The following is a 21,118-nucleotide window of genomic DNA, read 5'->3' as shown; positions in this document are numbered from 1 at the left end:
CTTACTCCGGATCGTAACCGGCGGCAGCGAAGTAGTTTGCGCACTCGGCTGGGGTGAAGGCGTCAAGCAGATCGCCGACGACAGTCCAGAGCCGATCGACCGTGCGCTCGGCTGCCTTGCGCAGCAGCGCCTTGAGCTTGGCGAAGGCCATCTCAATTGGATTAAAGTCGGGCGAGTACGGCGGCAGGAAGCGAAGCCGTGCGCCGCTGGCCTCGATGGCGGCCTGGATCGCCGCGCCCTTGTGGGCGGGCAGGTTGTCGAGGATGACGGTGTCGCCGGGCCTGAGGGTTGGGGCGAGCACCTGCTCGACGTAGGCTAGGAACCACTCCCGCGTCATCGGCCCGTCGAGCACCATGGGCGCGCTCATCCCCGACAGGCGCAAGCCCGCCACGAAGGTCGTCGTAAGCCAATGACCATGGGGGATGCCCGAGCGTAGGCGCTGACCGCGGGCACAGCGACCGCGCAGGCGCGCCATACGGGTTGAGAGACCGGTCTCATCGATGAAGATCAGGCGCTCAGGATCAAGGTCGGGCTGCGCGGCAAACCATGCCTCGCGCGCTTCGGCCACGTCGGGGCGATCCTGCTCGGTTGCGTGCGCTGACTTTTTTTCCACGTCACCGCCCGGCGGGCGAAGAACCGCCACAGCGTGCCCAATCCGACCGAGACGCTGCGCTCGGTACGCAGGCGCTCCTGCATCTCGGCAAGCGTGATGTCGTCCTTCTCTTCGGTGAGGGCGAGCAGGAAGGCTTCGTGCACGTCGAGCTTGGAGCCGGGTGGACGGCCCTGACGCTGAGCCCGCGTCTCTCCTGTCGTCGTGGCGTGCGCGGCCCAGCGGATCACCGTGGCGATGCCGACCCGATAGCGCAGGGCCGCGGCCCGGCGGGACAGACCTGCACCCACCGCGTCCAGGACGCGAACACGCAAATCGTGACTGTAGGCACGGGCCATGGCGATCTCCCCGACGAACCTTCAGGGATCAACGCTCACCCCGCCACAACGACTCAGGGATCGTGGAAAACGCTCTAGAGGCAGGCGATGTTCTTGTCGTGACCAAGCTCGACCGGCTCGGACGCAACGCCATGGACGTGGGCGCCACCGTCGCCAAACTCGAGGAATTCGGCGTACGGGTTCACTGCCTGGCGCTAGGTGGGGTCGACCTGACGAGTTCGACGGGCAAGCTGACGATGAACGTGATCAACGCGGTCGCGGAGTTCGAGCGCGATCTCTTGATCGAGCGCACCCAGGCTGGCTTGAGCCGGGCGCGGGCGGAAGGCAAGCGGCTCGGCCGGCCGGCCAGGCTCCCAAGCGAGCAGCGCGAGGCGGTGGCGCGCCAGCTCAGAGACGGCGCGAGCGTGTCGGCCCTGGCGCGGACCTTCAAGACGAGCCGGCAGACTGTTCTGAGGATCCGGGACGCGACCTCGCCTGCCTGATCACGCAGCATCCCGGGCGCACCAGCAGGTGTGACACGAAGCTCTGAAGGAAACGCGCCATCTTCGCCATTGGCGTGGACGAGCGACACCTGCATCAGGACCGAGCCTCGGGGGCGCGCAACGACTGGCCCGGTCTGGTCGCTTGCCTGAACGACATGCGTGCCGGCGATGTGCTCGTGGTGTGGAAGCTCGACCGGCTCGGCCGCTCGCTCTCACATTTGATCAGGATCGTCGAGGGACTGAAGGGGCGCGGCATCGCGTTCCGGTCGCTAACCGAAGCCATCGACACCACGACAGCGCATGGCGAGTTCCTGTTCAATCTGTTCGGATCGCTCGCTCAATATGAGCGCGCGCTGATCCGCGAGCGGGTCACGGCAGGTCTTGCCGCCGCGCGTCGACGTGGGCGCAAAGGAGGTCGGCCGCCCTCGATTGATCCGGAGCGCGTTGAGCAGATCGTTGCAGCTCTAGAGGGAGGGGCGAGCAAGGCTTCGGTGTGTCGGACCTTTCGAGTCCCGCGCTCCACACTGCTCGGTACCCTGGAGCGCATCGGGTGGAGCGGCGTCGGAGCAGGTGGTCAGACGGCGGAGCGCAGGACGGCCAAGAGCGCTCCTTGACCCAAGTACCTTAGCCATCGGCTCGCAGAACTGTTCCGGCGAGCCTATTTTCGTACTGGCGTATGACGACATGAGAGCAGCCGAATGGCGGCGCTCATTGGCTCGGCGTCGGTGACGCTGCCGTGGGGAGAATGGAATGAACCTCTCTGGAGCAAACAGTATTTCCAAAGCCTGCAGCTCTGACTAGGAGCGGTCAGCGATAAAACCGAGCGGATTGCTGCATGCCGAGGGACACCACTACTTGCCTAAGCTATGCGTCAGCAACAAGTTGAACAAAATGCCGATGATGGCGCCCGCAATTAAGACGCGGTAGAAATCGCGTGCGGCCTGTCGGGCGACGAAGGCTCGAACACGACGACGTCGACCGGTGCTCGAACCTCCTGACGTCCACGTGAGACGAGCGAGCTTTTTACTCACGTCCATCGCCTTCGTGGATGAGGTTCCAGATAGATTTCAGGAGGTTCGACATGAAACCTTAGCCGCCCTTCATGACACGGTCGGCGCGCACCGCAATGGCTCGGACTCGCGCCGCGTGCTCGGCCCAGAGCCGCGCTGCGACCGTGGCAACAACTGCCTGACGATCGGATTGCCCAGCAGACAAAGCGACGGGGCGGCGGCCTGAGGCATCCTGGACAGTGGGCAGGGCCGCTCTCGCTAGCGGCGACCCTGTTGCCGCCAGACGATCGCGGGCGCGTCGGCAATACTCAACGGAGCGCGCGGTCATCCGCTCCTCGCCATGCCCGGCGCGATACTTCATCAGAGCTCGGCAAAGATCGCCTCTTGCGAGAGTCCAAGCTCGGGCGAGGTAGGCGACGCCGAAGCGCACGTTGGTCGCTGGGTCCAGGAGGGCCGCGGCTGGACCCGTGTGCCCGAGCATCATTGCCGTTGCCGGCCGGACTTGCATCAGTCCAAGTTCGCCGACGCTTCCGACGGCGCTTGGGTTGAAGCCGCTTTCCACGAAGGCCACGGCAGTGGCGATTTCAGCCGGCAGACCGCGGGCTATTGCCTCGCGGGTGAGAAGATCGCTGTACTCCGACAGTTTCGCAGCGGATGTCTCAGGTGGACTTGCCTCGCAAAAGTGGAGAGCTCTTTCCGTGAAGGAGGAGGTCTCCGATGGCAGAACCCAAGAAGCAGTTCACCCCTGAGTTTCGCGCGGAGGCGGTCCGGCTCACCCAGACGAGTGGCCGTTCCCACCGCGAGATCGCCGCTGATCTCGGGGTTGGACGCTCGACCTTACGCAACTGGATCGATAGCCAGCGTGATCGAGAGATGGATGCGCTGCCGTCCGACCGGCAGGAGGACATGGTCGCCGAGCTGAAGCGACTGCGGCGTGAGAACGAGGTGCTTCGTCAGGAGCGAGAGATCCTGAAGCGCGCCACGGCTTTTTTCCCCAAGGAGGGAAGTCGATGAGGTTCGAGCTCATCGATGAGGCGAAGAGAGATTTCCCCGTCCAGCGTCTGTGCAAGGTCCTCGCTGTCAGCCCGAGCGGCTACTTCGCCTGGAAGAACCGCCCCGCCTCGCGCCGTCAGCGCGAGGATCTGGTCCTGCTCGCCCATGTCCGCTCGGCCTTTTCGCTTTCGCACGAGACGTATGGGAGCCCGCGCATGACGCACGAGCTGCGCGAGCAGGGCCTGGAGGCAGGGCGGCAACGCGTGGCGCGGCTGATGCGAGAGAACGGGCTCAAGGCCCGTCAGCCTCGGCGCTTCCAGCGTACGACCGACAGCCAACATGCCTTTCCGGTGGCGCCGAACCGGCTCGACCAGGACTTCACCACCGCCGCGCCGAACGAGAAGTGGGGCACCGACCTCTCCTACATCTGGACGCGGGAGGGCTGGCTGTATCTGGCGGTGGTGATCGATCTCTACGCCCGGCGGGTCGTCGGCTGGGCGGCGGGCGACCGCCTTAACAAGGAACTGGCTCTCACCGCCTTGCGACGAGCTCTGGTCATGCGAGGGCCGGTAGCAGGTCTGCTGCATCATTCGGACCGCGGCAGTCAGTATTGTTCCAACGAGTACCAGGCCGAACTACGACGACATGCCGTCGTAACCTCAATGTCCGGCAGAGGTAACTGTTATGATAATGCGATGGTCGAGACGTTCTTCAAGACACTGAAAAGCGAGCTCGTCTGGCGCACCGTCTTCCAAACCCGGGCTGAGGCGACCGAGGCCCTCGCCCGCTACATCGATGGCTTCTATAATCCGCGCAGGCGCCATTCCGCGCTCGGCTTCGTCAGCCCTATCCAGTTCGAGAAACGCAGCGCCAACCAAACCGCTCTCCACTAAATCGAAGCAAGTCCAGCAAAGGTTCAGGTCCAGTGCCAAGCATCACCTGCACGGCTACCGCTGTCATGATTCGTAGCGCAGATTAATTGCCCGTTAACCATGATGGGCCTGATGTGGGCGCTGCGGCGCTGCGGCTGCGATGGGCCACTCTTCATGTGCCGCTTCCTCGCCTATCAGGGCGACCCTATCCCGCTCGTCGATCTGGTGTGTGCCCCGACCAACTCCCTCGTTCAGCAATCGCGCTATGCCCAGGAAGGCAAGACCCGCACGAACGGCGACGGCTTTGGCCTTGGTTGGTACGGCACGCGAGCGGAACCAGAGCGGCATCGGATGGCAGGTCCTGCCTGGGCGGACGAAAACCTGACCGCGATTTCGAAACAAGTCAGCTCGCATCTGTTCTTCGCTCATGTCCGTGCCGCAACCGGCACGGAGACGACACAAGCGAATTGCCACCCCTTCGCTTACGGACGATGGCTGTTCATGCACAACGGTCAGATCGGCGCGTATGGCAAGATCCGCCCCCTCGTGGAAACGATGATATCTAAGAATGTTCGATATGCCCGCGCCGGAACGACGGACTCTGAAGCGATTTTCCTCGCTGCGTTCGGAAACGGCATCGCTTGCGATCCCGTTCAGGCCATGACATCGACGCTCTATGCAATCAGAGCGCTGATGATCGATGCCGGTATCACAGAGCCCCTCCGGTTTAGTGCGGTCTTGACTGACGGGGTCCGTCTGTACGCGTTTCGTTGGGCAAGTGACGGCAAGCCACCGCGTCTCTACTATCGTCAAACAGCAGGTAGAATTGTCTTGGCGTCCGAGCCACTTGATCATCTGCGAGCCGCTTGGCGCGAGCTGCCGAATGCCTCTGCGCTCTTGTCTTCTCCGGGCCGCTCTCTCGCAATGAGGCACCTGGCTGACCTGCCATCGCAGCTCGCGGCCTAAAACGGTTTTGTCGTTGCGTTGGTGGCATGTTCACCTCCGCGTGTCCCGCACCCGTTGTCGGCGTACGGCAGAGCTCGCGCCCCGGCACATGTCGATCTGCGCCCAACGAGCCCACCGCTCGTTCCCGGAGCTGGACCTCAATTAGCAACCCTCCGACTTTCCTCGCCCCTTAGCTCAAAGCGAGGCTGATCCTCGCTTACAGGCCCGGCAATCCGCGTCCAGACGTCTCACCGCCGATGAATGTACTGGGTCGGGTTGAGCGGCGCGTATTGCAGGCGAACCTGACTAAGCGCTGCCTCACAGCACGTCATTGAACAAGTCGGTCACCGCAGAGCTTTCTACGCGGTACCACCTGTGGGTGCCATAGGCAGCGGGCAAGATGATCCCTGCCGATGCGGGTCAATCCGAGGCCCGGCGTCACGTGATGACGCGCCAGCCAAGCTCCAGCGTCCGGGTGCTCTCGAACGATGAAGGCCCCATTCAGCAACGACATGCAGACGACCAAGTCTACGTCGGAAGCAACCGAAGTGACGAAACGGCCAGCTCATCCGAGGGCAGGCGTACCAGGAAGCCAAGCCTGCTGTTGCGGCCGCAGGCATCAACCCGATGACGCACTGCCTGCAATACGGCTTCTACGAGGGCTGGTCAGCCTTTGACGGCAGCACCTTCGGAGCCGAATTCATCGGCTGAGCCGTCCAGTTAGAGCGTCGGCCGGGGCGGGTCCGCCCCGGCCGCCGTAATCCGGCCGTCTTAGTTGCGGGGACCGCCGGATGTAGTGCCATGATTGTGCTGGGTTTCTGAGCGCTCCGGGAAATTCGCATTGCCATGCTTGGCGCTTGCGTCGATGCCCTCTGTATTGCGTACCGTCCCCGTTGCAACCGGGGCCTTCCCGGCATCATGCGCAGGCCCGCCCGACGTACCGCCTCGGTTTGGAACCGGCCGGGTCTGTTGCTCGGCATTGGCGTTATTCCCGTCGGTTGCCGAGGCCGGACTAGCCAACGCAAAAGCGACGAGCGCAGCGGCTGTCAAGAGTGAACGCATAGCAATCTCCAAATCCTGAGAAACCTTTGAGGCTTCTATCAGGAGTTCGGACGCGGCGGAAGATTGGTTACAGGAGGCACAGATTAATCATTTGATCCCGATCGTCCCCACCACGTCGTACGCGTTGCGCGTGTGCTCGCGACCTCTTGGCAGTTCAGCTCCAAAGGGTTGTTTTTATCCCGATCGAACTTTCCTCGATCGGTTGTAACCAAATTTGCGGAACCCCGAATTCATCATCAGAGGCCCAGCGCTTCGCGACGAAGACAGGGAATACGCAAATGCGTTCTACAATCTCAGCTCTACTCCTTGGTGGTCTCATTGCTTCGACCGCATCCTACGCCGCCATGGCAAGCGAGAGCGGGACGCAGTGGCTGAGCCGATCGAGCCAGATGGCGCGCTCAAACACCTTGTCGTCTGCCATTCCAGCCGACTCGACGGGATCAATCCAGCGCCAGGGCAATGGGCGGCATGAGAGCAAGCAGCATCAGAGCCGCTAAGGTTCTGCTGCACTCTCTCGTTCCGCCCGGTCAGTCTCCTGACTGGCCTCGTTTGGGTCCTAGGCTTGCCTAAAATGGGTCGTTCGTGGCTTCCCTTGCCCTCACGCTGACAAACAGGCAGGGCAAGGCGACGTGATCCGGCAGGAACCTGAACTCAGAGCGCTGATCACGGCCGGCCTTGCGGGAAGCACAGCAGATTATCGCTGCTTCCTGGCACAGATCGGACCCCAGCTAAGGGGCTACTACCGCGGCAAGCTCACACGCAGCGGGCGGGCCGACGTCGAAGCCGAGGATCTCGTTCAGGAAACCCTGATGGCGATTCACACGCGCCGGCACACCTACGACGTCACGCAGCCGGTGACCCCGTGGATCTACGCGATCGCCCGGTACAAGCTCATCGATCACCTTCGCAGTACGCGGGCGTCCTCGGCCAACGTGCCCGTTGAGGATGCAAGCGAATTGACCGCCTACGATGACCACGGGGCGACCGAGAGCAGCATGGACGTCCAGCGGCTGCTCGCCAGACTGCCCGGAAAGATGCAGCAGGCGGTGCGATCCATGAAGGTCGAAGGCTTGAGTGTGACGGAGGCTGCCGAACGCTCTGGCATGTCGGAGTCGGCCATCAAGGTCAGTGTTCACCGCGGCCTGAAGGCGATGGCAGATTTTGCGAAGAGCGTCAGATCATGAAGACGGACGAACTCATCGGTCTCCTGGGTGCGAGCATAGCGAGCGAGCCCGTTAGAAGCTCTCGGATGACGGTACGCATCGGCCTAGCCGCGGCCGTCGCCGCCGCAGTCGCGCTCTACCTTGCGATGCTCGCCTTGGGGGTTCGGCCCGATCTGACGGAGGAACGAGCGTTCAGCTTCTTTCTCATCAAGGTCACCTTCGCGGTCGTGATCGGGAGCTTGGCCTTATGGTACCTTGGCAAGCTCGCCCGTCCGGGGGGGGAGAGGAAGGTGCACCTTGGCGTCGCCGCGCTGCCTTTTTTAGGGATTACCGTTCTGGCAGCCGTCAGCCTCACCTCGACGCCGCCCTCGCACTGGCGCGGCATGGTCACCGGCGAGATGTGGCTCAAGTGCCTGATCTCGATCCCGATCATTGCCGTCGTGCCGTTCGCGATCTTGATGTGGGTGGTGCGGCAGATAGGAGCGCCGACTGACCTCGTGCGAACCGGAGCGATGGTGGGCCTGGCGGCAGGTGCGTTGAGTGCCCTTGGCTACGCGCTTCACTGCATGGACGACACCATCCCGTTCATTGCACTCTGGTACGGGGGAACGATCGTACTCTGCACGCTCGCCGGCGCGCTGCTCGGGCCGCGCTTGCTGCGATGGTGACGCACGCGGCCGAGGAAGGTAGCAAGCGGCGCGCCTGTGTTTGGTGGAGGTGGCGGCATAGCGAGCGCTACCCAGGTCGGCGGCTGGACGTCTTTGCTTTTCCTTCTTTCATGCCTGCTGATGTTTGGCGTAATGATGATGACACGCAATAAAAACGGCTCTACTGGAAATTATTAGTCCTATATTGCCCCTGAAAATTTGTCCTTACTAGGTAGTTTAAATTTAAGCTTTCAACAAACAGTCTTAGGAAATCGAACATGGCTCAGAGATTTTACTTCGATTTAAGGAATGGTCAAGAACTCATTCGCGATGCCAAGGGCGTTGATGCGAGCGGCCCCGATGAGGCGAAAAAGGAAGCCCGGGCCGCGTTGAACGAGCTGCGCGGTGGCCATCATGCGGATATGCCAGGGGTCGGCTGGCAGCTGGTCATCCGCGGCGAGGACGGGGCGACTCTAGAGACGCTCGCTCTTGACTGAACCGCGTTCCATTGGCCCACTACCCACATCTGCGAGGCGCGAGCCACCACGGCAATCGAATGAACGCTCCAGGGGGTGGCATGCCACCTCAATCTCTCGGAGCATCCTCCATGAAATCGCGGAAACCGTCCGCTTCCGGGGTGCCTCAATCAACCGCAGGGCGAAGGACGACCGGCTAGTCGATATAGCAGCCGCCGTTGTCGGTCAGCCACTCGATCTGGTTTGGCACCTTGTTCACCGGCCCGAAGCGATGCTCGACGGTCGCCACCATGAGGTCGCGCACGTCCTCGCCGGTGATACCGGCCGTGGTCGCCACAAAACTCATCGCCTCACGGTCGCAGCAGTCGAGCGCGAAGGCGACGCGCACACGTTCGCCGTTCGCAGCGGCGATCTCCAGCCCGTCCGAGCACCAGCGCGTGTTGCGGGTTGCCACCGCGACCTGGCCCTCGTGGCGGCGTTCCTGAGCCCCGCCCTGCATGACGCTGGAGCAGGAGGCCGTGCATCATCATCACGCGATAGACCCCCTTCATGTTCGGGGCAGGCCGACTGTTCATTCCAGAATGTCACGGAGAAGTAACAAAGCTCGTGTGACGCATCTCCTCATACACCCGCAGCGGTACGAGCATCCGTTCTGAGGGCGCTTCTGAACCTACACCACTTGTACGAAAGTGCCCCGCCGTGCTGATACGCCACACAATTCTCTACCTGCCGGCTCAGCTCCTTGGGCCTCTCATTCTGTTCGGCACGGTCGCCGCTTGGACGCACTGGTTGCCGCCGGTCGACTATGGTGTTGTGGCGCTCATCGTTGCAGCGCAAGATCTCATATTTCTTGGTACCATCTTTTGGTGGACGCACTACACTCTGCGGTATATGGGCAATTTTAATACTATAGAGGAGCAGTCCCGCCTTCACTCGACTGAGCTATTCGTTTTTGTATGTTCTGCATTACTGCAGACTGCAGCGGCTATTTTAACTGTCGTATTGATGAACGCGGCATTTACGGTCGGCTTCATGGCTGCAGCGATCATTTTCATTGTCACACGGTCGATGCTGACACATCTCGGAGACCGGGCCCGAGCTGCCGGACAGATATTTCCCTACACGATCGCGAAAGTCGGCTCGGCTGTCCTTGGCCTTGGCCTTAGCTATTTTGGCGTGCACCTGATCGAAGCCACCGCAACTATGGTCCTAGGCGGACTGGCATTGGCGCAGATCGTTTCTCTGAGCATTCTTTGGGTTCAGCTCGGAATGGGACGGTCGGCGGGCTTGGCACAGATCGACCCCGCGATATTGCGGTCCGCGGCTTCTTACGGACTACCACTCCTTGTCAGCGGTGTAATCGGTTGGGTGGGCATCAATGGCCTGCGCCCACTCATCGATTGGGTCGCCGGAGCGAAGGCGGTTGGTCTACTCGCCGTCGGGTGGGGATTGGGCCAGAGTCTCGTCTCCGTCGTCGCGTTGACGGTCACCACTGCAGCCTACCCACTTGCAGTGAAGCACATGAATGCGGGCGTTCCAGAACGGGCCCTTGATCAGCTTGCACTGAACGGGGCCATCCTGTGGGGTGCGCTAGCTCCGACCCTTGTCGGAGCAGTGATCCTCACAAAGCCCCTCGTCGCGCTGACGATTGGGGCACAGTACCAGGAAATGACGCTGGTGGTGCTGCCGCTCGCGCTCGCAGCTGCAACAATCCGCAACATGCGAGCCCATTTCGCAGACCAGATCTTCATGCTCCTGGCCCAGCCGCGCCCCCTGCTGGTTGTCAATGTAGCCGAAGCCCTCGCAACCCTCGTCTTTGCCTATTACGGGTTCCGCATCGGTGGACTGCCAGGTGCTTGTGCAGGGTGCCTCGCCGCCAACGCCCTTGGTCTGATGCTCAGCATAGCTTTAGGCACTGTCAAGCTCGCGCTCAGACTACCGACCAGTGCCGGCCTACGTATTGCCGTTGCAGCGCTTGCGATGGGATATATCGTCTCAGTAATCGACCCTGATGCATCAGTCTGGTCGTTGCTGATCGCAATATTCAGCGGCAGCATGGCTTACCCGACCGTTTTGATGATTCTGTTCTGGCGAGAGCTAAATTCTCTAAAGCATTCTTACAGAACGACAGCCGTGACCAACGCCGATCAGTGTAGCCTGCTTGGCTCGCTTTCGGGGCAGCCTCCAAACCCGTTCGTGCGCGTCGAGGTCCATCACGGACTTGAGGGGGTGACGTCGCAGTGGCGGGAGCTGGAAAAGGCCGGGACGGCGTCTCCGCATCAGCGTCTCGCCTGGTTCAAGGCCTGGATCCAAACGGCGGGCACGGCGCGGGGCGAGGCCCCTCTGATCGTCACCGCCACCGACAAGCAGGCGAGGACTACGCTATTGCTCCCGCTGGTCGTTCGGTCAAGGTTCGGTCTGACCGTCGCCTCCTTTGCCGGAGGCAGGCACGCCAACTTCAATACGCCCCTGCTCCGGTCAGGCCTCGCGCTGGACGCAGGTCAGGTCGAACGGCTCTTCTCGGAGATCTCGCGCCTTCGACCGGACCTCGACCTCTTAGTGCTGGAGGCGATGCCTCCCGCTTGGGAGGGCGTCGACAACCCACTGGTCGGCTCTTCGGCACGGCCTCACTCGGCCAGCGGATCGCTGCTCTCCTCAACGGAGCCAGGGCGCGCTTTCGACATCCCGGCACGGCGGCGTAAGGAGCGGTGGCGGGATCGCCAGATGCTGCAGCACGGCGCCGTTGCCGTCCAGCGCGCGGCATCTCCTGTCGAGGCCACCCGCGCACTCATGGTCTTCGCCGCTCAGAAGGCAGACTGGTTCAAGACGCGCGGGATCGAGGATCCCTTCCAGGTGCCCGGGGTACTTGACTTCTTCAACGCTCTGGCGATCGAGCCGACGTCTGGCTTCGAGCTCTACTGTCTCACCGTCGGCGATACCGTTGCGGCGGTGGCCGGCATCATCCTGGGGCGATCTCGCGTCTCTCTGATGTTCGTGTCCTACGATGCGGCGTCGCCAGTCGCAGCCTACAGCCCTGGCATCCGGCTCATCCAGGAGGTGATGGCCGTCACGCGCCAGCGCGGTTTCGCGGAATTCGATTTTGGGCTGGGCGAGGCCGGCTACAAAGCTCGGTTCGGCGCTCGGCTGGAGCCAAGCGTCGTCCTGACGCGAGCATTGACGCCTCGTGGCCGGCTAGGCGCGCTGGTTGTCGAGAGCCAGCGTCGCGCCAAGATCGCGGCGAAGCGGCGGCCATGGCTCGCCGGCTTCCTCACTCGGCTGCAATCACGAATGCCCGCCTTCCCGGGATCGAAAGCCCCGGCCTGTCGGTGATCGCGAGCCACCAAACGATAGTGGCTGTCAATAAGTCGAAGCTATCGCGGCTCTTGAGGTCTTAACGTTAACGCGGCCTAAATGAATGCCGGCGAGACTCTCAGAAGACAACGATGTGAGAGCCGCAACCTATGAGACACCACCTTGGGCCCGCCACCATGCTGGTTTTGCTCTCAGCCGCATTGGTGAGCGGCGCGTCTGCCGCGGACCTGATGACGCCACTGCCCGCACCGGAGCTGCGCCCGACGATCGACGAGTTCGGTTCCGGCTTTTACCTTCGCGGCGATATCGGCCTGAGCACTCAGGGCGTCGGCCGGCTCACGGATAGCCTCAACGCGCTCGGAACGATCGAGAAGATCAACCTCGATTTTGCCTCGGCGCCGTTCGTCGGCGTCGGCTTCGGTCAGCAGTTCAATAGATGGGTTCGAGGCGACGTTACGGCCGAGTACCGCGGTAAGGCGACTTTCCTCGGCCTCGACCGCTACCGCGATGGGAGCCTCCCTCTCGGCTACGGGACCAACGAATACACGGCGACGAAGAGAGAGCTGGTCTTTCTCGCCAACGGATACACCGATCTTGGAACTTTCTACGGCATCACGCCTTTTGTTGGCGCGGGTATAGGGACTTCCTACAACACTATCGACAATTTCAAGGACACGAACACCGTCACGCAAGGCGTGGCTTACGCAAAATCGAATTCCAAGCTGAACCTCGCCTGGGCTCTATACGCCGGCTTGGCCTACGACGTAACCCCAAATCTCAAACTTGAGTTTGCCTACCGGTACTTGAACCTTGGCGATGCCAAGACAGGCAGCATCTATACCTACGATGGTCGATGCGCGTTATCAGGCTGCGACACCGCCACATTTAAAAGCATCGACTCGCACGACGTGAAGGTCGGCGCGCGTTGGCTGTTGGGAGCGCCTGCTCGGGGCGCAGAGTTCGAGCCCCTCGTCCGCAAGTACTGAGCGCAGATGGGGATTGTCGTTGATATCCCACCATCGATCGTGAGAACTCTATTGCCGCGCCATTGTGAGATGACGCGGCAGGAATTCTTCAGTGGTTCATACGAACGTTGACGATCCGGACCACGCCGTCCTGGTTGGCCGCCTGAAACTCCATCGTGTCACCAGCCTTCATTTTGGTGAGATGGACGCGATCCGCGATCGGGAACGTCATCGACATTGCTGGCATATCGATCTTCGGGATCGCGTCATGCTTGATGGTGACCTCGCCACTTTGCGGATCGATCGTCTCGACCTTGGCTTTGATCCAGGGAGCTTCCGCGCCCGGCTCCTTTCCACGTAGGAGCTCGACACGGTTGAGCCAATCCGTGCCACTCATGCTTGCCAGCGCGGGCGACGCGAATGCAAGCAACGCAACGAACATCAAGGCAATCTTGCTTCTTGTCATGATACCATTCTCTTCTGAAAGGTTGATTATTCCAGATTCCAATCCGGAATGACTTCGGCATCACCGCGCAATCCAGCGGGATGCGATGACTGTGAGGCATAAAGCGTGTTGCCGCCAGCGAACGAGCGGCTCGCCGAGGCCGGGGTCGAGCCGTCCGTCGGCAGCGTCGGCGACTTCTACGATTTAGACGACCCCATCAAGCCCACTTTGTCAGCCCTTTTCCGTTCGAGTAGTGAAGCGACAACCAAACCGGTCTCCACTAAACCAAAGCAAGTCCAATTACGCAGTGTTCAGATCACGTATCGGTCCCAGCTCGCATAGTGCTCGCGAGTGCGTTTCCCACGCGGCAGGCTGAGGCCAATGAGGGCGATTCCGAGCACGACGCTCGCCAAGGACGCGACCGTCGACGCACCCCCGAGCAGCCAGGGGGCGAGGACGAGCCAGGCGCCGAAGGCGGCGTTGATAAAGCGCAAGAAACGAACAACCTCTGCTGTCGCGATGATCCCGACCGTGAGGGTGAGCGCCCCGACGATGTGATCGCTGTTAGCCATCGCGCCTGAGGTGCCCCAGATGAGCCGCGTCAGCATCAGCAGGATGCCGATCCCGATGGAAACGGCAAGCGTCCAGGGCAGGGTGATACCGCGTGTCGTGTCTGCCCAGAAGGCTGCCGGGCTCACCAGCCCGTCCGTGGTGTCCTCTTCCCCGCGATCGATGGCGTCGCCCTGGAAAAAGGTGCGAATGAGCGGTTTGCCCTGGCCGTGCGCCCAGTACACGAACTGCCCCATCGCGATCACCTCGTCGAGCGCGAAAGGGATCATGACCAGCATTGCGAGCGCCGCGATCAGCGCCGGCGTGCTCCAGGTCCCGATCATGATCGGCTGGATGATGATGAAATAGACGCTGATGACGCCGAGCGGGATGACCAGGATGCCGAAGAAGGTCACCATCCAGGGCATGGTGCGCCAGCGGTCGCGCGTCCCCATCACGGCCATCAGGATCTCGAGGGTGTAGCTGATCGCTCCAAGCCCTGCGTCAGGGATGGGCCAAGCCTTAGAGACGGCCGAGGTGATAATCTCCTCAGTGCCGTTCCTCGGGTCGAGAGGGTTGCCGGCGAAGAACGGTTCCCAGGCATAATCCACATGCCCGAGCTGGTAGGCCGTGAGCATGCGCGAGATGAGGAGACCGATGAGGCCGAGCGCGGCGATCGGGAGCCGCTGAGCACCGGTCGAGGGGCAATAACTCCAGCCCGGCGGCACGACCTTCGGGTCCATCATGCCGGCCATGCTCATGCCGGGCATCATCGGCACGAGCACGGAGAACGTGATCGCGAGGGCGCCCACGATCAGGTCGTTCTGGTACTGCGCGGCGCTTGGGCTCCAGAAAAGAAGCGGCGCGAACAGGAGCCATATTCCGACGAAGGTGACGGCCCATTGGGCGAACCAGGCCGTCCGCTTCGAGAGCGAAAGGGCGCCGAACGCGGCGATCAACAGGCCGCTCACGACGTCGCTGGCCATGAGCGCGCCGGCCCGCCACTCGACCGAAGGGAGCCCTCGATCCTGGGTGACCACCCGAACGGCGTCGCCGACACTTTCAGTCGTGACTGCGTCATACACAAGGGGACTGGCCGCAAGCCAAAGGCCCAAGCCGATATTGGCGAAGTGAGCCCAGCGGGTGCGCTGGGCATCCCTTTCCATCATCGCCATGTGATCATGGCGGCCACCCGGCGTTCCGGCATGGCCCCCGTGAACCTCGTCTACGCCTAAAGCGGAAGCGCTTGGTCCGTTGTTGCCGTGGCCCATGACGGCGTGGTCGCAGCCGGCACCGCTATGCGATCTGGACCCAATCGGCGCGTGGCTGGTGCCCTCGCCCTTTCCGTCCCCCGCCGACGTCGGTTGGTCGTACCCGGCAACGAGCGCCGGATTGAGCTTGTTTGCCTCGTACCAGCCGACGGGGTCGCCCTCGAGCGCCTGGACGATCTTCGGGAGCGTTTTGCGCAAGGAGCGCTTCGGCTGCCAGCCGAGAACCTTACGGGCCCGTGACACGTCGAGAACGTAATGACTGTTCGATTGCTCGACCATCCACGGCTTGACGAAGTCCTCCTCGCCGAGCACCTCGTTCTGCAACCATGCACCCACCATGGCGAGCGTCTGAGGGACCCGAACCGTCGTCCAGTCCTCCCCGTTCAGCGTCTCGCCAATGATGTTTTGGACTTCGGCATAACCCAGCGCCTCCGGCTCGCCGACAAGGAGAGGCAACTCGGGTGGAAGCTCCTGACGGTGGTCGATGAGGCGAGCGAAGGCGTCGGCCAGATCCTCGACGTGCAGGAACGACTGGCCGGCGCACAGCATCCCGGGATAGAGGTGAGCAGTCAGCCGGCGCTCGAAAATCCGGGCAACCTGTTCCGCGATGAAGGGAGAATGGCCGAGGTCGTCGTAAACCCCGGCGATACGCAGAAGCACAATCGGTATCTGGCCATGTCGCTCGCGCAGTACGGCTTCGGTTCGTACCTTCGATGCCGGATAGGCCCAGGAGGCCTCAACGGGCGAGTTCTCGTTAATCATCTCGTCGGGTCTGTCAGTCGGCTTGTAGACGAGCATCGTGCTGGCGAACACGAACTGCTCCACCTGGAACGTCTGAAGCGCGTCGATCAGACGGCGTGTGCCCTGGACCGTAACCTTCTCGTAGAGCGGGTTCGGCTCGCCGGAGACATCGAAATAAGCGGCAAGATGGATGACCGAGGCGATGTGATCGCCGAAGCGGCGGCGTACTTTCTCGAGCGCCGCCTTCACCGCCTTGTCGGAACTGAGGTCGAAGTCGATGGCTTGCGCTGGAGCGGGCGGGTCAGGTGGGCCGGGCCGGTCAAGGCCGACGAGGGTATAGCGCTCGGACAGCTGCGCGATGACGGCGCTTCCGATGAAACCGGTGGCGCCCGTGAGCAGCACCACAGGCTTCATTTCGCTAAACGCCACCTCTGCTTCCGTTGAAGCTTGATCCATGCGGTAGAATTCTCTCGTGTGACAGGACACCCCTGGAAAGCCCGCCGGCCTCTGGCTAGGTCACGTATGCCTACAGCCCTCCGTTGGGGCCGGATTTGTTGGCCATCATCATCATTGCGCCAACCATCAGCAGGCATGGAAGAAGGAACAGCAAAAACGTCCAGCTGCCGAGTTGGGTCGCACCCGCGATACCTCCAGCTCCACCAAACAAAAGCGCACCGAGTGCGACACCGACGAAGACCGCCATAATCAGTGACATCGAATTTTTGCCCATGCCGCAGCTCATGCTCGCGCGAAAACGCGATGCAGGCGTCGCAGGTGCCGCCTGGGGACTGTCGTTCCGTCCAGCAGACACGTCTGTCGCTTCGTTCACTTTGGGAATAGTCATGCTGAACTCCTTGACTCTTGATCTTAACCGTTACCGAATGTCGTCAATTCCTGGAGCAAAACGGCTTTTGTTAGTATTCAGGAAAAAAGACTTCGACCGGTGGCAATCAAGCTAGCCTGAGCAGGCAAGCGGGATCTGGACGACCTCTGTCGCTTGGCACGGCGTGACACGTCGTGGGCTGCGGGCGCCGCAAGGGTCGATGTCGCTCTGCGCCCGCAGGTCTCCTCAGGCATATTGCGGTTAGAGGCGCGCAGTCTAACTGGCCTGGTTATCGCGCTCTAGCCGATGCAGCTCAGCCGCGCTTGTCAGGAGCTTGCTGGCCCGATCCGCCCTGGTTCTGCCGGTCCATCATGGTCTGCATCATCTTATTGCAGTTCCCCATCATCTTCGTCATCTCTTGCATCATCGGCATCATGTCACCGCCCTGCATCGTGCCGCGGTCCATCATACCCTTCTCCGCGGACGCCGGTGGCGTCGTGGCAGGCTCGGCTGAGGCCGCGGCGATACCGGCAACCAGGCCAGCGCCAAGGAATGCAGCTGTTGCGAACTTCGAGGTCTTGGACATAGGTTTCTCCTTACCTGGAATAAAAGTCAGTTCAGTCCTGCCCTCGCGCTACTCGTGTGCGAAGACCTTCGGAGCGCCGTCGCCGATCTCGTAGACGGTGAACGGCTCCGTCTTCTTGCCGTCCATGCCGGGCGAGCCCGCGGGCATGCCGGGCAAAGAGATGCCCTTGATGGCCGGCCGTTCGGCGAGGAGGCGTTTGACCTGGGCCACCGGCACATGTCCCTCGACGACGTATCCTTGGATGAGCAGGGTGTGGCAGCCTTGGAGCGCTTCTGGCACACCGTGCTCGCGCTTGAGCGCAGTCAGCGTCGAGGTCGGTCGGACCGTGACCGGAATACCGCTGCCTTGGAGCACCTTGGCGTAGGCATCACAGCACTGGCACTGAGGGTTCTTGTAGAGGATGGCTGGACTCTCGCCTTGCGCGACAGCCAACCCCGGCAGCGCGGCCGCGAGGAACCCTGCGAGAACCGTACGTCGCTCGATCATCTCTCGCTCTGCAGACATGATCCTGATCACGGTGATGGTGTAATTGATTGAACCGTGTAGGAACCCTTCGCACCGCTCAGCGTGAATTGGACCTTCTCCCCCGGCTTGACCTTCGAGAGATCGACCGAGGGGGCCGCTGCGAACTCCATGTGCATGGCGGGCCAACCGATCGCTGGGATCGGCTCGTGATCGAAGGTGACCTTATGCTGCCCGGTATCCACGGCCGCGACCGTGCCCTTCGCGCTGGCGGTCTGGCTCTTCGCACCGCTCGCATTCCCGCTCATGCCCAGCATATTGTCCATGCCGGAGGGTTTTCCGGCCTGTGCATGCGCCGCCCCGATGAGAAGCAGGTTCGTCGCGGCGGCCGCGGCGAACATGCCCTTCCGGTTTGACTGGCTGAATTTGAGCATCGGTATTCCCTCTTTCCCTGGTCCGGCCGAGCGGACTCACCAGCGGGCCGCGGCGGTCGGATCTTGGCCTCTCCTGAAGACCGCACCAATGCGCAGTCGACTGTCCTACAAAATTTCGGGTTGGACAGGAGAAAGGTTACATTTTGCGTTCTGTTCCTGGGCAGTCTCCTGTTCGGAGACCTGGCGTGAGGCGGATCGACCTTCGGCTTGTCCGCAATAAGCGACAGCGTTCGGCACGCGACTGGTTAATCCAATCCGGCATGAGCCGATTTCGGTGACACGATATCAGGACGCGTGAGCGGAAAGTCTCCCAAAGGCACGGATGGGGCTCGATGCGTTCAGGCGTGGGGACTCTTTGGATCAGCGCCGAGGCTGGCGCCATGAGGCAGGGCCCAAGAGAAGCCAAAGCCCGGTCAGGAAGCCGATGACATAAGCTCCGACCCCATCATTCCTAACTGAAGGCGCGGTTCAAGGACCACGATGGTCATCGCGGCAGCCATGAGCACCAGTCCGAACCCAGCGCGACGGCCTCGGGCGAGGGGAACATGACCGAGGATCGCCCCGATCCCGATCAGGAGGACCAACGCGTGGGTCACGAGACCCGCGATTTGAAACGCGTTCAGCATTCTGGAGCAGACTCCCACGGCAGGAACTCGCTTTCGGCTGTGAGCCAATTGAGGGCTGCGGCGAGGCAGAGGACGCCCATGAAGCTGGCGGCAGTCTTTTCGTAGCGTGTGGCGATAGCGCGCCACTCCTTGAGCCTGGCCCACAGGCGCTCGACTTGATTGCGGTTGTTGTAGATCCAATTTGGGCAAGCGACGGGCACCTCGTGGCGCTGGGGCGGGATCGCCGGGCGTGCCCCCATGTCCCAGATGTGTTCGCGGAAGGCGTGGCTGGTGTAGCCGCGATCGCCCACGACCCACTTGGGCACACCCGGCAACTGGTCGAGCAGGGGAACTGCATGGGGCAGTTCATGGGCCTGACCTGGCGCCAGCCGGAAGGCGATGCCGCGGCCCTGCCCGTCGGCAATCACGCACGCCTTGGTGCCATAGCCGCCACGTGAGCGGCCAAGAGCTTCACGATGATCTCGCTCGGCTGCAGTTCCCCCCTTTATGGATGGCCCGCCCCTCACCGCGCTACGCTGCTAGGCTTTGCGGCGTGGCTCACTTGAGGGATGGAGCAGAGCGATGAGCGTCGCGGTACAGGGGATTGATTGGGCAAGAACAGCTGCAGCCTCGTTGGATTGGATGCGGGCGGGCACGTCGTGCTGCGCCGACGCATGCGCCGCGAGGCGGTTCTCGCCTTCGGCGCGAAGATGCCGTCTTGCGTGATCGCCATGGAGGCGTGCTGCGGCGCGCACCACATGGGCCGCGCTCTGGCCGCGCACGGCCACACCGTCCGGCTGATGTCGCCCGAGTACGTGCGCCCCTACGTCAAGGCGCGAGATGAACGATGACCGCGATGCTGAAGCCATTGCGGAAGCCGCCACGCGCCCGACCATGCGCTTCGTGGCGCTCAAGTCGGAGGCGCAGCTCGATGTGCAGACCCTGCACCGGGTCCGCGACCAGCTCGTTGGCGAGCGCACGGCATTGATGAACCAGATCCGCTCGGTCCTGCTGGAGCGCGGTCACGTCATCCCGCAGGGACGTGCCAAGCTATCCGCATGCCTGGCAGGCCTGCTTGAGACTGAGAACGATGCGGATCTTAGCCCACGCATGCGCACCCTCGTGGCAGAGGTGTACGAGCGTTGGCAGTACCTCGACCGGCGCATCGCCGCGCTCGATACCGAGTTCGCCGAGCAGGCCCGCACGGACGAAAATGCGCGCCGACTGACCACCATTCCCGGCATCGGCGCCCTCAACGCGACTGCCTTGGTGGCAGCTATCGGCGACGTGAGCACCTTCGCGCGCGGACGCGATCTGGCCGCCTGGCTCGGCCTTGTGCCCCGACAGGTCACGACGGGCGGCCGCCCGAAGCTCGTGGGCATCACTAAGCGGGGCAGCAAGTACCTGCGCAAGACGCTTATCCAGGGTGCGCGATCCGCGATGCCGACGCTGCGGCAAAGCGATACGCATCTTGGCCAATGGCTGCGTGGGCTGCTCGCACGGGCTCATGCGAACACGGCGGTCGTGGCGCTGGCAGCCAAGATGGCCCGCATCGTCTGGGCGCTGCTGCGCCACGGGCGCGTCTACCAGGCCGCAGCTGTCGCTGCCTGATCTGAGTTCGGCTGGCGCGGCGTGCGTTGGCCTTCCTATGTCTGCGAGCGGTGAAAGGAAGATGGCCTGACAGTCGACCGGTGTCTTGGAAGTCTTAGCTGCCAAATGGCGCTCGACGCCGACCCCTTTATGAGGCCCAGGACGCGCGGATCTCCATCTTGGCCAACGGCAGTGTCGGAAGGCCGGATACGTTTATGCAGACTGCTCAGACCAGCGGATCAAAGCCACTTGCGGACGGGGCGGGCCATACGTTTGGCGGCCCCCGCCGCTGATCGGTGAGCCCGCACGTTCGTGCCGTCGAGAAACACCATACCGAGTTGCACGCCCCGCTCCTGGACGAGACCGAGCAACCGCTCCCACACCCCGGCGTGTGACCAGCGGATGAAGATCTGGGCCGCTCGCCACCAAGGCCCGAGATCGGTGGGAATGGCCCGCCACTTGGCCCCGTTCTGATGCCGCCAGAGAATGGCCGAGATCGTACGTTGCAGGTCCTGCGGTGGCGTCTTGGCCTTGGGCCGGCACGCCTCCACCAGGGGCTCCAGTTCAGACCATTGCGCATCGCTCAGCATCATCCCTCCTGCCTCAGAGAGATGAAAACGCTAGCCCAGCCAATCCGTTCAGGCGACGACAGGCCCTAGCTGTCTGGTTGCGATACCTCCTTGGCGTCGGCGACGATGCGCATTGCTCGTTTGATGATGCTGGGACTGGGTGGCTTG

The 21,118-nt window shown here is 62.4% G+C and carries 15 protein-coding genes and 6 pseudogenes; 10 read left to right on the top strand and 11 right to left on the bottom strand.

Annotated features, from left to right (window positions below; translation table 11 throughout):
- Nucleotide 1: 1 nt before the first annotated feature.
- Nucleotides 2-948 (bottom strand): IS630 family transposase gene (locus K2Y56_RS24625; protein WP_292514220.1). Its coding sequence is split into 2 segments (ribosomal slippage): nucleotides 2-609 and nucleotides 609-948, totalling 948 coding nucleotides; the frame shifts between segments, so codons are not numbered across the junction.
- Nucleotides 949-1,001: 53 nt separating this feature from the next.
- On the opposite strand from K2Y56_RS24625, the pseudogene K2Y56_RS24620 reads away from it, so the two are divergent.
- Nucleotides 1,002-1,430 (top strand): annotated as a pseudogene (locus tag K2Y56_RS24620) (recombinase family protein); the annotation flags it as partial.
- A 59-nt stretch (nucleotides 1,431-1,489) separates the two neighbouring features.
- Nucleotides 1,490-2,044, top strand: coding sequence for a recombinase family protein (locus K2Y56_RS24615; RefSeq protein ID WP_292514234.1), 555 nt, complete (start codon nucleotides 1,490-1,492; stop codon nucleotides 2,042-2,044).
- 475 nt (nucleotides 2,045-2,519) lie between these two features.
- On the opposite strand, the pseudogene K2Y56_RS24610 reads toward K2Y56_RS24615, so the two are convergent.
- Nucleotides 2,520-3,080: pseudogene (locus K2Y56_RS24610) on the bottom strand (transglycosylase SLT domain-containing protein); the annotation flags it as partial.
- A 77-nt stretch (nucleotides 3,081-3,157) separates the two neighbouring features.
- Between K2Y56_RS24610 and K2Y56_RS24605 the strand changes: the two are divergent.
- From K2Y56_RS24605 to K2Y56_RS24585, 5 genes are all read left to right on the top strand, one after another.
- A protein-coding gene (locus tag K2Y56_RS24605; RefSeq protein ID WP_292514217.1) for an IS3 family transposase occupies nucleotides 3,158-4,326 on the top strand; the annotation gives its coding sequence in 2 pieces (ribosomal slippage) (nucleotides 3,158-3,434 and nucleotides 3,434-4,326; 1,170 coding nt in all).
- 99 nt (nucleotides 4,327-4,425) lie between these two features.
- A complete protein-coding gene (locus tag K2Y56_RS24600; protein ID WP_292514215.1) occupies nucleotides 4,426-5,271 on the top strand; it encodes a class II glutamine amidotransferase in 846 nt (281 codons plus the stop codon).
- Nucleotides 5,272-6,941: 1,670 nt separating this feature from the next.
- Nucleotides 6,942-7,496, top strand: coding sequence for a sigma-70 family RNA polymerase sigma factor (locus tag K2Y56_RS24595; protein ID WP_292514212.1), 555 nt, complete (start codon nucleotides 6,942-6,944; stop codon nucleotides 7,494-7,496).
- Nucleotides 7,493-8,143 carry a DUF1109 domain-containing protein gene (locus tag K2Y56_RS24590; RefSeq protein ID WP_292514209.1) on the top strand — a complete coding sequence of 217 codons (651 nt, stop codon included), beginning with the start codon at nucleotides 7,493-7,495 and terminating at the stop codon, nucleotides 8,141-8,143. The genes K2Y56_RS24595 and K2Y56_RS24590 overlap by 4 nt, the downstream gene beginning before the upstream one ends.
- Before the next feature lie 257 nt (nucleotides 8,144-8,400).
- Nucleotides 8,401-8,619: a hypothetical protein gene (locus tag K2Y56_RS24585; protein WP_292514206.1), complete on the top strand. Its 219-nt coding sequence runs from the start codon at nucleotides 8,401-8,403 to the stop codon at nucleotides 8,617-8,619.
- A 181-nt stretch (nucleotides 8,620-8,800) separates the two neighbouring features.
- Here the strand turns inward: K2Y56_RS24585 and K2Y56_RS24580 are convergent.
- Nucleotides 8,801-9,158, bottom strand: a pseudogene (locus K2Y56_RS24580) (DDE-type integrase/transposase/recombinase); the annotation flags it as partial.
- Between the two features lie 139 nt (nucleotides 9,159-9,297).
- Between K2Y56_RS24580 and K2Y56_RS24575 the strand changes: the two are divergent.
- Nucleotides 9,298-11,928 carry a GNAT family N-acetyltransferase gene (locus K2Y56_RS24575; protein ID WP_292514203.1) on the top strand — a complete coding sequence of 877 codons (2,631 nt, stop codon included), beginning with the start codon at nucleotides 9,298-9,300 and terminating at the stop codon, nucleotides 11,926-11,928.
- Between the two features lie 158 nt (nucleotides 11,929-12,086).
- Nucleotides 12,087-12,896, top strand: a complete 810-nt coding sequence (locus tag K2Y56_RS24570) for an outer membrane beta-barrel protein (protein WP_292514199.1) — start codon at nucleotides 12,087-12,089, stop codon at nucleotides 12,894-12,896.
- An 88-nt stretch (nucleotides 12,897-12,984) separates the two neighbouring features.
- Here the strand turns inward: K2Y56_RS24570 and K2Y56_RS24565 are convergent, their stop codons facing one another.
- The 7 genes and pseudogenes from K2Y56_RS24565 to K2Y56_RS24535 all read right to left on the bottom strand — a co-directional run.
- A complete protein-coding gene (locus K2Y56_RS24565) occupies nucleotides 12,985-13,341 on the bottom strand; it encodes a copper-binding protein (protein ID WP_292514196.1) in 357 nt (118 codons plus the stop codon).
- Between the two features lie 290 nt (nucleotides 13,342-13,631).
- A complete protein-coding gene (locus K2Y56_RS24560; protein ID WP_292514193.1) occupies nucleotides 13,632-16,310 on the bottom strand; it encodes an NAD-dependent epimerase/dehydratase family protein in 2,679 nt (892 codons plus the stop codon).
- A gap of 97 nt (nucleotides 16,311-16,407) precedes the next feature.
- A complete protein-coding gene (locus K2Y56_RS24555) occupies nucleotides 16,408-16,725 on the bottom strand; it encodes a hypothetical protein (RefSeq protein ID WP_292514191.1) in 318 nt (105 codons plus the stop codon).
- A gap of 292 nt (nucleotides 16,726-17,017) precedes the next feature.
- A complete protein-coding gene (locus K2Y56_RS24550) occupies nucleotides 17,018-17,290 on the bottom strand; it encodes a hypothetical protein (RefSeq protein ID WP_292514189.1) in 273 nt (90 codons plus the stop codon).
- Between the two features lie 48 nt (nucleotides 17,291-17,338).
- A complete protein-coding gene (locus tag K2Y56_RS24545; RefSeq protein WP_292514186.1) occupies nucleotides 17,339-17,776 on the bottom strand; it encodes a DUF411 domain-containing protein in 438 nt (145 codons plus the stop codon).
- A gap of 26 nt (nucleotides 17,777-17,802) precedes the next feature.
- A complete protein-coding gene (locus K2Y56_RS24540) occupies nucleotides 17,803-18,186 on the bottom strand; it encodes a copper-binding protein (protein ID WP_292514183.1) in 384 nt (127 codons plus the stop codon).
- 619 nt (nucleotides 18,187-18,805) lie between these two features.
- Nucleotides 18,806-19,342: pseudogene (locus K2Y56_RS24535) on the bottom strand (IS5 family transposase); the annotation flags it as partial.
- Nucleotides 19,343-19,373: 31 nt separating this feature from the next.
- Between K2Y56_RS24535 and K2Y56_RS24530 the strand changes: the two are divergent.
- Nucleotides 19,374-20,402: pseudogene (locus K2Y56_RS24530) on the top strand (IS110 family transposase).
- Between the two features lie 248 nt (nucleotides 20,403-20,650).
- Here K2Y56_RS24530 and K2Y56_RS24525 read toward each other — a convergent pair.
- Nucleotides 20,651-20,971 (bottom strand): annotated as a pseudogene (locus K2Y56_RS24525) (transposase); the annotation flags it as partial.
- Nucleotides 20,972-21,118 lie beyond the last annotated feature (147 nt).

It is taken from the genome of Methylobacterium sp. (assembly GCF_019745455.1).
In the GTDB taxonomy this organism is placed as follows: Bacteria; Pseudomonadota; Alphaproteobacteria; order Rhizobiales; family Beijerinckiaceae; genus Methylobacterium.
This window is presented reverse-complemented; position numbering and strand designations above follow the sequence as displayed.